Origin of the sequence: Kribbella sp. NBC_00889, from assembly GCF_045207705.1 — a bacterium.
In the GTDB taxonomy this organism is placed as follows: Bacteria; Actinomycetota; Actinomycetes; order Propionibacteriales; family Kribbellaceae; genus Kribbella.
The window spans coordinates 5,272,879-5,285,923 of the sequence record NZ_CP108783.1 but is presented as its reverse complement, the minus strand read 5'-3'; the positions used below and the strand labels follow the sequence as shown (position 1 = coordinate 5,285,923).

At 70.0% G+C, this 13,045-nt stretch carries 14 protein-coding genes; 12 read left to right on the top strand and 2 right to left on the bottom strand.

What is annotated here, in order from left to right; translation table 11 throughout:
* Positions 1-214: 214 nt before the first annotated feature.
* From OG817_RS25720 to OG817_RS25675, 10 genes are read left to right on the top strand one after another with little or no spacing between them, the layout of a single operon-like run.
* Entirely contained in the window at positions 215-655 is a 441-nt protein-coding gene (locus OG817_RS25720) for a hypothetical protein (RefSeq protein WP_406047186.1), read from the top strand.
* On the top strand, positions 655-1,581 hold the full coding sequence (locus OG817_RS25715) for a hypothetical protein (protein WP_406047185.1): 927 nt from the start codon (positions 655-657) through the stop codon (positions 1,579-1,581). The genes OG817_RS25720 and OG817_RS25715 overlap by 1 nt, the downstream gene beginning before the upstream one ends.
* The gene (locus tag OG817_RS25710) at positions 1,568-2,887 is read left to right on the top strand and encodes a V-type ATPase 116kDa subunit family protein (RefSeq protein ID WP_406047184.1); all 1,320 of its coding nucleotides are present in this window, start codon (positions 1,568-1,570) and stop codon (positions 2,885-2,887) included. Before OG817_RS25715 ends, OG817_RS25710 begins: the two co-directional genes overlap by 14 nt.
* Positions 2,884-3,270: an ATP synthase subunit C gene (locus tag OG817_RS25705; RefSeq protein WP_406047183.1), complete on the top strand. Its 387-nt coding sequence runs from the start codon at positions 2,884-2,886 to the stop codon at positions 3,268-3,270. The genes OG817_RS25710 and OG817_RS25705 overlap by 4 nt, the downstream gene beginning before the upstream one ends.
* Positions 3,267-3,488, top strand: coding sequence for a V-type ATP synthase subunit F (locus OG817_RS25700; protein WP_406047181.1), 222 nt, complete (start codon positions 3,267-3,269; stop codon positions 3,486-3,488). Before OG817_RS25705 ends, OG817_RS25700 begins: the two co-directional genes overlap by 4 nt.
* Complete coding sequence (locus OG817_RS25695) at positions 3,485-4,012, top strand: hypothetical protein (RefSeq protein WP_406047180.1); 528 nt, start codon at positions 3,485-3,487, stop codon at positions 4,010-4,012. The genes OG817_RS25700 and OG817_RS25695 overlap by 4 nt, the downstream gene beginning before the upstream one ends.
* Complete coding sequence (locus OG817_RS25690; protein ID WP_406047179.1) at positions 4,000-5,727, top strand: V-type ATP synthase subunit A; 1,728 nt, start codon at positions 4,000-4,002, stop codon at positions 5,725-5,727. The genes OG817_RS25695 and OG817_RS25690 overlap by 13 nt, the downstream gene beginning before the upstream one ends.
* On the top strand, positions 5,724-7,100 hold the full coding sequence (locus OG817_RS25685; RefSeq protein WP_406047178.1) for a V-type ATP synthase subunit B: 1,377 nt from the start codon (positions 5,724-5,726) through the stop codon (positions 7,098-7,100). Before OG817_RS25690 ends, OG817_RS25685 begins: the two co-directional genes overlap by 4 nt.
* Complete coding sequence (locus OG817_RS25680) at positions 7,097-7,708, top strand: V-type ATP synthase subunit D (protein WP_406047177.1); 612 nt, start codon at positions 7,097-7,099, stop codon at positions 7,706-7,708. The genes OG817_RS25685 and OG817_RS25680 overlap by 4 nt, the downstream gene beginning before the upstream one ends.
* Entirely contained in the window at positions 7,705-8,145 is a 441-nt protein-coding gene (locus OG817_RS25675; protein WP_406047176.1) for a universal stress protein, read from the top strand. The genes OG817_RS25680 and OG817_RS25675 overlap by 4 nt, the downstream gene beginning before the upstream one ends.
* A gap of 207 nt (positions 8,146-8,352) precedes the next feature.
* On the opposite strand, the gene OG817_RS25670 is transcribed toward OG817_RS25675, so the two are convergent.
* Positions 8,353-8,943 carry a CBS domain-containing protein gene (locus OG817_RS25670; protein WP_406047175.1) on the bottom strand — a complete coding sequence of 197 codons (591 nt, stop codon included), beginning with the start codon at positions 8,941-8,943 and terminating at the stop codon, positions 8,353-8,355.
* 330 nt (positions 8,944-9,273) lie between these two features.
* On the opposite strand from OG817_RS25670, the gene OG817_RS25665 reads away from it, so the two are divergent.
* A complete protein-coding gene (locus OG817_RS25665) occupies positions 9,274-9,426 on the top strand; it encodes a hypothetical protein (protein WP_406047174.1) in 153 nt (50 codons plus the stop codon).
* A 148-nt stretch (positions 9,427-9,574) separates the two neighbouring features.
* The gene (locus OG817_RS25660) at positions 9,575-10,486 is read left to right on the top strand and encodes a universal stress protein (protein WP_406047173.1); all 912 of its coding nucleotides are present in this window, start codon (positions 9,575-9,577) and stop codon (positions 10,484-10,486) included.
* 9 nt (positions 10,487-10,495) lie between these two features.
* On the opposite strand, the gene OG817_RS25655 is transcribed toward OG817_RS25660, so the two are convergent.
* A complete protein-coding gene (locus OG817_RS25655) occupies positions 10,496-12,892 on the bottom strand; it encodes a glycoside hydrolase family 65 protein (RefSeq protein WP_406047172.1) in 2,397 nt (798 codons plus the stop codon).
* Positions 12,893-13,045: the final 153 nt, after the last annotated feature.

Here is a 13,045-nt window from a genome sequence, read left to right as displayed (position 1 = left end):
GCTCACTGATCGGCGCTCGTAACCAGACGACCTCACGGTCGGCCCGGTCTTGGCGCGCAGCCCTATCGACGGTCCACACGTCCCGGGCAACCACCAGCTCCTGCAGATCTCATCGTGGACGTCCTCGGCGTCAAGCGAGCAGGGCAGTGACCTGGCAGCACCCGGGGTGCATCAACGCCTCGTCCAGAAGCGCTGACCCGAGGAAGGTAGACCAGTGAGCGTGATGCTGGACCGGCTGCGCCGGTTCCGCCCCGTCGGGTCTCCGGGAGGTGCCGGCCCCGTCGGCGTACCTGTCGACCGCCACTCAGATGTGCCAGCCGAACTCGTCGCGGTCTTCGACGCCCTGGACGGCGTGATCGCCGAGTGCCGGGAGATCCGTGCGCGGGCCGAGCGGGAGGCCGCCGAGCTGATCGATGCGGCGCAGCGTGAGGTGGCCGGGCTGGCCGCGTCCGCTGCCGCCCGTGGGGCGGCCGAGCGCGCTGAGGCGGCGGCCGCGATCACGGCCGGCGGGGATGCCGTGGCCGAGCGTACCCGGACCACCGCGTCAGCCGAGGCCGAACTGCTGACCCGGCGCGGCCGGCAGCGGATGGACGCGCTGGTCGCTCTGGTCCTGGAACGAGTTCGCGGCGACGCCGGACGAGCCGGAGCGGTGTGATGGGCGCAGGCTGGGTGGCCGGCACCGTTCGCGCGAAGGCGATGGCGCGGCGACGCATCGGGGCCGGTGCGGCCGGTCGGATCGCGGGCGCGCCGAACCTGTCCGATGCGCTCGGTCTGCTCCGCGGCACGGCATACGCGGAGGCATCGGCGCCGGGTATGTCCTTGCCGGCGGCGGAGCGGCGGGTCGCGGCGGCGGAGCTGTGGCAGCTGCGGGTGCTGTCGGGCTGGTTGCCCAGATCGGCGGTGGGGGTGGCGCGGGCGCTGGGCGCCCGCTACGAACGCGCCAATATCGAGACCCACGCGCGGAACCTTGCCGAGCCCGGCCGGCCCAGCGAGTACTACGACCTCGGCAGTCTGGCGTTGTCCTGGCCACGGCTCGCGATGACGACCTCGCCACCCGCGCTCCGTGGAGCGCTCGCGGCCTCGCCGTGGGGTGATCCGGGCGACGGCATGGTGGAGGCCTTGCACGACGTACTCGCGTTGCGCTGGCTGCGGATGGTTGCCGCCGAGGCGGCACCGGCGATCGAGTGGGTGACCGGTGCGGCGGCCCTCGTGGTGGCCAAACAGTTGCTAATAGCAACTGCTGGGCCTGCTGAGTGGCTGGTGCGGGCCGCCGCCCCCTTGATCGGAACGAACTGGGTGCGGGCGGCATCGGTGTCCGCGCTGCGCGAGGCGGTCCCCGTGGCGGGCCGCTGGGTCCTGGACGGTGTCGACTCCCCGTCCGGCCTCTGGCGTGCCGAGACAGGTCTGGCCGTCCGGATCGAGTCGGACGGTTTCCGGCTGCTACGGCACGGAAAGCCGGGTGTCGAGCCGTTCCTGGGCGCGGTCGCCGTCCTGGCGGTCGACGGCTGGCGGGTGCGGGTCGCCCTCGGGGACGCGGCGCTCGGAGCTGGTCCGGGGGAGGTGCTCGATGTCCTGGCGTGACGCCGTGCGGCCGGTGCGGATGCAGCGGGTCGGTCTGGTTGTTCCGTCCGAGCGCACCCGGGATCTGCTCGCGCGGCTGGATGCGGCCGGTGTGGTCGAACTCGATCCGGTGCGGCCCGAGGTCGAGCTGGCCGTCGCCGCGGAGCGGCAGCCGGATTGGTCGGCTCGCGAGACGGAGTTCCGGCGGCGTACGGCTCAGGCGGTCGCCCACGGACCTGTCGCGGCCTGGCTGGGTTGGACACCAAGTGCGGCCCTGCCCGGCCTGGCGACCGAGTTGGCCTCGATCGGCGGCACCGCCGTACCTCTCCCGCAGCCTCCGGGCATCCAGCCGCCGACGTTGTTGCGGCAGAAGGGTCGCGGCCAGTCCTTCGAACTGCTCGTGCAGACCTACACGACGGTGCCGTACGCCGATGTGGATCCGTCCCTGGCCGCCGGGATCGTCTATGTCGCGATGTTCGGGATGATGTTCGGCGACGTCGGTCACGGCTTGCTCTTGCTGATCGGTGCGGCGATCGTCCGCAGCGGACGGTTCGCCCGGCTGGCGAAGATCCGGCGGGCCTGGCCGTTCCTGGCCGGCGCGGGCGCGATGAGCGTCGTCTTCGGATTCCTGTACGGCGAGATGTTCGGTCCGACCGGCTTGGTGCCGGTGCTCTGGCTGTCCCCGGTCGACGACGTCACCACCTTGCTGCTGACGGCTGTCGGTGCCGGCGCGCTGCTGCTGGGCGGTGCGTACGCCCTCGGCATCGTCAACCGCTTCCGCGAGGGTGGCTGGGGATTCGCCCTCTATGCGCGGACCGGCATCGCCGGCAGCCTGCTGTTCCTCGCGCTCGGTGGTGTTGTCGCCGGCATCTACTTCGACATCGGCGGCGTTCTGATCGCTGCCGTCCTGCTCGCGATCGCCGGGTTGGTGCTCACCTTCGTCGGCCTGCTCGCCGTGGCCGGTGGCGGCTCCGCCGGAGTGCTGCAGGCGGTGGTCGAATTGTTCGACGTGGTCGTCCGGCTCGGCTCGAACGTCGTCTCGTTCGCACGCCTCGCCGCCTTCGGCCTGACCCACGCGGCCCTAGGTGCGATCGTCTGGCTGGGCGCGACCGCCCTGTGGGGCGGCGGATCGGCGGCGGGCCGGCTGGGTGCCGTACTGGTGCTGCTCATCGGCACCGCCGTCGCGTTCGCCCTGGAGGCGCTGGTCGCAGGCATCCAGGCCCTTCGTCTCGAGTACTACGAACTGTTCTCCCGGGTCTTCGAGTCCGACGGGCGGCCGTTCCGTCCGTGGCGGCTGCCCGCGGAGGACGTGGAGGTGACACTGTGAGGACTTTCCTTCGCCGGCATCCCTGGGCCGCGGTTCTGCTGACCGTGCTGAATGTCGTACTGCTGACCGCCGGCGTTGCACTGCTGATCACCATCGTGACCGCGGACTGGGGGTTCGCGGCCGGCCGGCCGGAGCTGGTCACGGCCGGCCAGGCCGCCGCGGATGCGGCCAACGGGTCCGCCCTGCTCGGTGCGGCCATCGCGGTGGCCGGCTCGGCGATCGGGGCCGGGATCGCGGTCGCGTACACCGGCGCCGCCGCGTTGGCCGCGATGAGCGAGCGGCCCGAGCTGTTCGGCCGGGCGATGGTGGTGGTCGGACTCGCCGAGGGCATCGCGATCTACGGGCTGATCGTCGCCCTCATCTTGGTGGGTCAGGCCACATGACCACTGTCGCCGTGCTGGGAGAGCCGGTCCGCACGTCCGGCTACGGGCTCGTCGGCGCACAGTTGCTCACAGCAACTACACCCGACGAGGTACGGCGCTGCTGGCACGAGCTGTCCGCTGATGTCGGGGTTGTGCTCCTCACACCGGCGGCCGCTGACGCGCTCGGCCCTCACGTACTGGAGTCCACAGCGGTGCTGACGGTGGTGTTGCCACCATGAGCCGTCCGCTCACGTCGATCGCCGATGCTGCCCTGGATCCGGTCCGGACGGCGTTGCGCGCGGCTGCCCACGCCGATGCCGCGGAGGCGCTTCGGAAGGCACGCCAACGTAAGGACGAACTGCTCGCCGATGCACGACGTACCGCGGAAGAGATGCTGGCCACCGCTCGCGCGGACGGAGAGGCCGAAGCTACTGCGGTCGTGAATACTCGGCTGGCCCAGAGCCGACGGGACGCGCGCCGGAGCGTGCTCGAGGCACAGCGAGACCTCTACGACGAGCTGCAGCAGCGGTGCCGTGTCGCAGCGACGGCCCTGGCCGAAGGCCCTGGATCTGAAGAGCTCCGGCGCCACCTGGCCGAACGAGCTGTGGCTCAGCTGGGATCCGACGTTACGGTCACGGACTGTGCGGATGGCGGCGTACTGGCGTCGGCTGGTGACCGGCAACTGGATCTGACGCTTCCGACTTTGGCGGAACGTGCTCTGGAGCGGTCGGGTGCGGAGGTGGCACAGCTGTGGAGAGCGTGATGCGGCCGGGGCGGATTCGGCGCATCAACGGTCCGCTGGTCGAGGTCCGGGATGTGCCGGACACCGCGATGTACGAGGTGCTGGAACTCGGTGAGCTCCGCATCCCGGCCGAGGTCGTCGCGATCCGTGGTGGCACATGCACCTTGCAGGCCTTCGAGTACACCGGAGGCCTGAGGGTCGGCGACACGGTCCACCGCACCGGGCGCCCCCTGTCCGCACGCCTCGGACCAGGCCTGCTGGGGCAGGTCTTCGACGGGTTGCTACGTCCGCTGTCGACGGCACCGACCTGGCTGTCCCCGCAGCAATTGGTGTCGGAGGAGCCCACAGCAGACCGCTGGCATTTCGTGCCCGGTGTGGAACAGGGGAACCAGGTGCGGCCGGGAACCGTGCTCGGAGTGGTGACAGGTTCGGGAGCGATCGACCACCGGGTGCTGGTGCCGCCGGGAGTGAGCGGGGAACTGCGATTCCTCGCCGATGCCGGCAAGGTACCGGCCGCAGCGACGGTGGCGCGCGTCGGCGAGGTCGAGGTGGGCTTGTTCGAGCAGTGGCCTGTCCGCCGGCCGCGGCCGTTCGAACGTCGGGAGGAGACCTTCGTCCCGCTGCACACCGGGCAGCGGGTGCTGGATCTGCTCTTTCCCATCGGCGCGGGTTCGACGACCGCGGTGCCGGGCGGATTCGGCACCGGCAAGACCGTGCTGCTGCAACAGTTGGCGAAATGGTGCGATGCCGACGTCATTGTGTACGTCGGGTGCGGCGAGCGCGGCAACGAGATGGCGGACGTGTTGGGCGAGCTGGCTGAGCTCGCCGATCCACGCACCGGTGGGCGGATGATCGACCGTACGGTGATCCTTGCCAACACCTCGAATATGCCGATGATGGCGCGAGAGGCGAGTGTGTTCACCGCTGTCACCGTGGCCGAGTACTTCCGGGACATGGGGTATCACGCCGTCGTCGTGGCCGACTCGACCTCGCGCTGGGCCGAGGCCTTGCGGGAGTTCGCGTCCCGGACCGGAGCACTGCCCGCGGAGGAGGGGTACCCGGCTGACCTGTCCTCGGCACTCGCCGCGTTCTACGAACGAGCCGGCCGAGTCCGAACGCAGGGCGGCTACGTCGCCGCCGTCACGGTGGTCGGTGCCGTGTCCCCACCTGGTGGTGACCTGACCGAGCCGGTCACCACTGCGACCGAACGATTCGTCCGCGGCGTCTGGTCGCTGGACCGGGACCTCGCGTACGCGCGCCACTATCCAGCCGTCAGCTGGGCGGCGTCGTACTCCCACGACGTGGCCGCCGTGGGTGCGTGGCACGCCGGTCATGGGAACACGGGCTGGGCCGCGCGGCGAGCCCGGGCGATGACCTTGCTGGCGGAGGCGGCGCGACTGACCGAGCTCGCTGAGATCGTCGGCACCCGGACGTTGCCCGGACGGGAACGAATGACGATCCTCGGCGGCCGGCTGCTGCGCGACACCGTCCTGGCGCAGAGCGCACTGAGCGCGGTGGACGCGAGTTGCACGATCGAGCGCGGTGCTGAGCTCCTCCAGTTGGTGCTCGACGTCGTCGACCGCTGCATGACGCTGGTCGATCGAGGGGTGGCAGCGACGGAGTTGGAGGAGTTCGATTTCGGCGCTCTGATCAGGGCGCGGGAGGAAGCTCCCGAGCAGGCGGATCTCGAGCGTTGCCGCGCCGAGATCCTGACCGCGTTGGAGGCGTTGCCATGACAGACCTCGAGTACGGTGCCGTGGAGTCGCTGCGTGGCTCACTGCTGGTGGTGCGTGGGGTCCGTGACGTGGGTTGGGACGAGGCGGCCGCCGTACGCCTGGACGACGGCACCGAACGCCACGGCGTCGTGCTGGAGGTGGCCGACGACCTCGCCGTACTGCACGTGCTGGAAGGCACCGACGGAATGCGCCTCGGCGGGGTCCGGGTCGGGTTCAGCGGCAGCCCGTTCCGGATCCCGCTCGCTCCCGGCTGGCTCGGCCGGATCTGTGACGGACGCGGCGAACCCCTCGACGGTGGCCCACCGATCCTCGGCTCGGTCACCGCTCCGGTGAACGGATGGCCGCTCAACCCGGTCGAGCGGGAGCCACCGCGGCAACCGGTTCTGACCGGTCTGTCCGGGATCGACGCACTGACCACGCTGGTTCGCGGGCAGAAGCTGCCGATCTTCTCCGTACCCGGCTTACCTCACCTGCAGCTCGCGACGCAGATCGCGGCCCAGGCCTCCGCGGTCGGCGACCCCTTCCTCGTCGTCTTCGCGGCGATGGGCCTGCCACATGCCGACATCGACTTCGTTCGTACGGCGCTCGATGGGCGAGCCGCGGCGGGGGAGTTGGTGATGTTGCTGAACAGCGCGGACGACCCGGTGATCGAACGGTTGCTGACGCCTCGGATCGCACTCACTGTCGCGGAGCACCTGGCCTTCGATCTGGGCAGCCACGTGCTGGTGGTGATGGCTGACATGACCAGCTACTGCGAAGCAGTCCGGGAAGTCGCGGCGGCACGCCAGGAGATCCCGGCCCGGCGTGCCTATCCGGGCTATCTCTACAGCGATCTGGCCTCGCTGTACGAGCGGTGCGGCCGGATCCGGGGCCGGCCCGGATCGGTCACGATCATGCCTGTCCTGACGATGCCGGCCGGCGACATCACCCATCCGGTGCCGGATCTGACCGGGTACATCACCGAAGGACAGATCGTGCTGGCGGAGGACCTGCACGCGCGCGGCCTCTACCCGCCGCTCGACGTACTCAGCTCGCTGTCCCGGCTCATGCGCCACGGTGCCGGCCCGGGCCGGACCAGAGCCGACCACCTGGACCTGGCCGCCCAGGCGATCGCCGCGCTCGCTCGGGCCCGGCAGGCAGCCGAACTGGCAGACCTGATCGGCGGCGGTGCACTCAGCGACATCGATCGCGGCTATCTGGCTTACGCCACCGCGCTGGAGGATTCGCTGCTACGGCAGCGGGTTGATGAGGCACGCGGCTTCGACGAGACGCTGGACCGACTGTGGCAGGCGGTGTCGGTGTTGCCGCGGCGCGAACTGACCATGCTGTCGCGTGCCTTGCTGGCTGAGCATCTGCCCGGCGGCGAACGATGAGCGGCGCGGCGGCCACCGGCCGCGCCGGACGGCTCGCACTGACCGCCAGGTTGTCGACCGCACGGCGTGCGGTCGAGTTGCTGGATCGCAAACAACGGGCGCTCGCGGTGGAGGGCGAACGGCTGGAGTTGGCCGCCGATCGAGCTGCCGAGACCTTCGAGCAAGCGTCGCGCGCCGCGGCGAACTGGTTGCGGCGAAGTACCGCGCTGGACGGCCAACGCGGTCTGCAAGCGTCCACGCCGTTGGCTGCCGTCGACGTCACCATCGGGTATGACGTGACCATGGGTGTGCGACATCCAACCAGTGCCGGGATCCGTTTCGTGCCGCGGCCGGAACCCGCCGGAAGCTCTGCCTTGGCCTATACCGTTGAAGCCCACCGCACGGCGCTCCTTGCCGCGGTACGGCTGGCCGCGGCCCAGCGCGCGGTCGCTCTGGTCGCCGCCGAACTGGCGCTGACCCGGCAGCAACAACGCGCGCTCGAACAGCGCTGGATCCCCAAGCTCGAGCGCCGTCTCGCCGAGATTGTGCAACGCCTTGACGAGACAGAGCGCGAGGAGAACCTGCGGCTGCGCTGGGCGGCGGCGAATGCGTCCCGGGAGGACCGATGATGTACCGGTTCCTGGTAGTGGTGGACGACTCCGCGGCGGCTCTGCACGCAGCGCGAATGGCGATCGACCTGGCCGCGGCGGCCGGCGCGAGGCTGACGCTGGTCACGGTCGTCGAGGATCATGTGCTCGACGCTCAGCTCAGTGCGGCGGCGATCCCGGACGTGGCGGGACGACGGGCTCGGGGTGCGGTGGCAATGGTGAGTCGAGTCGCCACCATGGCCGACCGACACGGCGTGCCGGCCGAGACAGAGGTGCTGTCCGGGCACGGCGCGGAGCAGGTGCTGGCGGCCGTCAGCCGATGCGGCGCCGACCTGATCGTGGTCGCGCGGGAACCACGGCTGCCCGCCGGCAGCCCAACGCCCTCGGTCAACGTCGAACACTTGCTGGAATTCGCCGACGTCCCGGTCCTGGTGGTGCCGCCCGTGTCGAGTCGATAGCGGCCGGCGTCGTCAGTCGGGTGCCCGTGCCGAGGTCCGGCCAGTACCGCGCGCCGACCAGCATCGCGCCGACCAGCACGAATGTGCCGCCGAGATAGGCGATTGCTTCGATCATCACCGGGGCACGACGACCCGGTCTACCGGTGACGGACATGGGTGCCGCGGTGGAGGTGCGCAGCGGTCTCATGGTCGTGTCACCCGGTTGGGTCAGTGGATGCGGACGGCAATGACGCCGCGGACGGTGCCGGCCAGGATGTCGGCGAGTCTGCGCTCGTGCGGATCTGCCGGGCCGGTCACCGTGACGACGCCGTCGCGCACGTTCACGTGCCAGTCCGGGCCCTCGTCCTGGAGCAGCTCGCGGACCTCCGCGCGGATCCGGTCGTCGCGGCCCGCCAGCAGGTGGACGAGGTCGCTGCGGCTGATCATCCCGGCAACGCTGCCGTGCTCCATGACGGGCAGGCTCTTCACCATCGTCGACCACATCAGGTCGATCGCGACGTCCAGGTCGTCGTCGACGTCGACGGTGACGACCAAATGGCTCATCACGTCGGCGACCTTGCGAGGTGGCGTCTCAGTGGTTGTCCGGATCGCGGCGATCGGGACACGATCGTTCAGCAGGGTGGCGTCCTGGACGATGTCGGCTTCACTGACGATCCCGGTCAGCACGCCGTCCTTGTCCATGACGGGCATCGCCGTGATCTTGTGATCGTCGAGGAGCCGGAGCGCCGTTCCGATCGCAGTTTCCGCGGTCACGCCGACCACAGGGGTGGTCATCAGGTCCCGGATCAACATCGTCATGACCTCGTTCTGCCGGCGGTTCCTGCGGACGTCGCGCGGAATCCGCAATTACACGCTCCGCTGACCGGGGAAGGGGTCCCAGAGGCGAAGGTCCCCGCTGGGTTGGTCTTCCGTCAGACCGGCGTCGCCTCGGTGTGGACGATCGCCACTGGCAGTGGGTGTGGTGCAGCAGTCCGCGAGACACCGATCCGAGTCGCAGAGCTCGCTCGCAGCGACAAGGACCTCGACCGGATTCGCCGTCACCGCGGCCGCCTGCCGTGAGTTCGTCCGGTCGGCCCGGCTGCGGCCGTACATCGCGGGGAGCTTCGCCGGTGGCGCGATGGCAGGGACTTGATCGCGGTCGGTGCTGCGCCGGCCACCCCGAACATCGACGCTTCGACCACCGCGAACCCCTTCGGCTACGTCCTCGACAACGCCGAGATCCTCAGGCTCGCTGCCTGGGCAGTTGCGGCCGAGCGGAACCACCTCCGCCGCCAGAGCTGAACGACCCAGTTGAGCCGGCCGACCGGAATCGGGGAGGGCCAAGGTCCTGCGCGCGGCTGCCATCCGGCTGGAGAGCGAGGTACGGCGCCTCTGCTGTCGACAGTGCGGGCGGGGGAGGCTCGGAACGACCAATCAGTGGAGGCATGTGATGAACAGCTGGGTACGGAGCGGACCGGTCGTCGTCGAGGTGGACGGGACGGCCGAAGGGATGCGCGTGGTCGACTATGCGTGCGTCGAGGCGCTCCGATCCGGTGTGGAGTTGCTGCTGGTCGCGTCGTACCGGGCCTACAGTACGTTCGCGCCGACGCGGCCGGACGACCAGCAGAAGCCACCTGGTGAGGTGGTCGATGCCTGGCTTCGGGTGGCGGTCGGGCACGCCAGGCACCGGTACGGCTCTGGCTTGCAGATCGAGGCAGTGTCGCAGGAAGGCTCGCGGCCCAAGGTGCTCGCGGAGGCGGCTCGGTCTGCGCGGATGCTGATCGTCGGGCGGACACCCAAGCGGGGTCCGGAACGGCTGATGGCCGCGCAGGCGAACCTGAGCCTTGCCGCGCGCGTCGGCTGCCCGGTCCTGGTCGTACCGCTGTCCTGGCGACCGTCGGCGACGGATCGCAGGGTCGCGGTCGGAATCGACGCGTCCGGGCTGTCAGCCGAGGCGGTGGAGTTCGCGTTCCGGGCTGCGGCGGATCGCGAGGGCGAGCTGATCGTGGTGCGGGCCGGTCTGCCGCCGGATCACCCCTGGAGCGACGACGATGCCGGCCATTCGTGGATCAGCCGGGCAGATCACACCATCAGCGAGGCCGTGGCCGCGTGGACCGGAGATTTCCCGCAGGTGAAGATCACCCGGTTCGTCAGCAGCCGACCGGCCGCCGACGCGCTGGTGCGCGAAAGCCAGGATGTCGGGCTGGTCGTGGTGGGCGCTCATGACAACTCCTCGGCAGCCCCTGACCCGGTCGCGCGGCGTTGCGTCGCGGCAATGGCGTGCCCGGTCGCCATCGTTGCCCATCATCCGACCGCAGCCGAACGCGAACAAGTTCTGAGCACCGCTGCCCCGACGTCGTGAGCGCGGCCTTCAGGCGCCGCGGACAGACCAGGTGCGGGACTCACCGGGCTTCAGCAGTCGCGTCCGGCCGAAGCAGCGGACGGCGATCCGGGGGCCCGGGCCTGGGTCGACGGTGAGCGTCACGCCGGCGGTGGACACCTCGGCGAGGAGCCGGTGGCCGCGGTAGCGCAGCACCATCCGGAGCCTGCCGAGCTTGCCCGGCCAGTGCGGCTCGAACCGGAGTATGTCGCGCGTCGTGCTCAGGCCGGTGAAGCAGCGCTGGACAAGATCGACACCACCCGCCATCGCCGCGAGGTGGATGCCCTCCGCGGTCGTGCCGGTCCGGCTCGGATCGCCGGCATCACTGTGCAGAGCCTCCTCGAGGAAACCAAGGGCCCGATCGGGATCGAGCATCGCCAACCCCCAGGCGTGCACGACCGCGCTGAGCGACGAGCCGTGACAGGTGCGGGCCAGGTAGTACTCGACCGTGGCACGGATGGTCTCGGTGGTCAGCGGGTAGCCGAGCCGCTCCATCAGATCGCGCAGTTCCCGGCGCGGCAGCAGATACAGCAGCATCAGCACGTCGGCCTGCTTGGAGACCTGGTACGCCGTGACGTCGCGTCCCTCGGCTTCGAGAATCCGGTCCAGTCGGCGGATGTCGCCGTACGTGGCCCGGTAGTGCTCCCAGTCGAGCTCGGTCAGTCGCTCGTATCCCTCGAACTGGCTGATCACCCCGTGGTGGAACGGGACGTACATGCGGCGGGTGAGCTGGTCCCAGTGGCTCAGTTCCTCGGAGCGGATGCCGAGTAACTCCGTCAATTCTGTGCGTCGCCAGGCCGGCAGCCGGTCCAGCACCTTTGCAGCCACGCCGAACAGCCAGACGGCCATGACGTTCGTATAGGCGTTGTTGTCGATCCCGGCGGCCGGCTGGTCGGGATAGCCGGTGTGGAACTCATCGGGCCCGACCACTCCCCGGATCACGTAGCGGTCGCGTCCCTGGTCGTAGTCGGCGAGGCCGGCGAAGAACCGGGCCACTTCGACGATGACCTCGGCTCCGTAGTCGCCGAGGAACTCCAGGTCGCCGGTCGTTTCGACGTACTGCCACATGGTGTAGGCGATCGCCAGACCGACATGTCGTTGCCGGAAGGTCGCGTCCTCGCTCCAGCGGCCGGACAACGGGTTGAGGTGCAGCCGCTGGCTCTCCTCGCGGCCGTCGCTGCCGGACTGCCACGGATACATGGCTCCCGGATAGCCCGCTTGCCGAGCGGCTTGCCGGGCGGCGGGCAGCCGCCGGTATCGGTACAGCAGCAGTGACCGGGTCAACGCCGGCATGCGGAAGGTGAGAACTGGGAAGATGAACAGCTCGTCCCAGAAGATGTGACCGCGGTACGCCTCCCCGTGCAGGCCGCGAGCGGGTACGCCGGCGTCGGTGTCCGCGCTGTGCGGCGAGACCGATTGGAGCAGATGGAAGACGTTCAGCCGGACAGCGGCGAGGGTTCCGTCGAACGGCTCCTCGAGGTCGAGCGAGAACCGCCGCCACAGGTGTGACCATGCCGCCACCTGGGCTTCGCGCATCTGGTCGAAACCGGGCGCGTTCGCCAAAGCGGTGCGAGTGGCCACGAGTGGCTCGGAGATCCCCGGGTCCCGCGAACCGTGGATCGCGGCCACTTTCTCCGCCGTGACGACGTCCCCGCTGCGGACCGGTACGACGACCTCGGCGTACGCGGAGGTTGTGTCGGTCCGCGACGTCCACCCGGCGACCGGCGTTCCGTTGTGGACGGCGATGGTGCGCGTCCCGATGGCGATGCGGTGGCGTGACTGGGACGTCGTTGCCGCCACCATGAGGTTGCCGTCAGCAACGGTTGCGGCCAGGTCGGTCAGATGCCGCCCGGACAGTTTCCGGTAGCGCTCGACGCCGGCATTCCGGATGGCGCCGTTCACCGCGGTCCCGAGTCGTAGCCTGCCCTCCCAGTTGACGACGGTGATGGCCAGGGTCTGGCCGGCCAGGTGTGGGTCGGCCGCGCTGACGAAGCGCCGCTCCACACCGCGCACCTCCCTGCCGTGCGGATCGCGGAGCCGGAACCGCCGGGTCAGGACACCGCGCAGCAGGTCCAGCTCCTGATCGTGCTCAAGCACCTCGCAGTTGTCGGGAGTGATCCAGTCGCCATCGTCGATGCCCGCCGTCAGCGGCAGCCAGTCCGGCAGGTTCACCAGGCTCTCGTTCTCGATCACATGGTCGTTGACCTGGTCGGGCAGGCGATTGTAGTAGCCGGCTAGGTATGTTCCCGGGTAGTGGTGTTCCCCGGCGATGGCTCCCGGCCAGGCCCCTCGGGTGGCGAAGTACCCGTTGCCGACGGTGGACAGTGCTTCGCGCCGCCGTTCGTCCTGCGGATCGTAGCCATGGAAGCGGTGGATCCAGTCGTTCATGGCTCGCCGCCACAGTTGGCGCGTCCGATCTCGGCAGCACCCGTGTACATGGTGTGCTCCTCGCTGTCGCTTCAGTTTGTTCCGTACGGCGCCGGTCCGCTGCGGGCAACGGTCCCGACATGGTGGGTCCTTCGGCCGGGGGGGGGGGTGTGT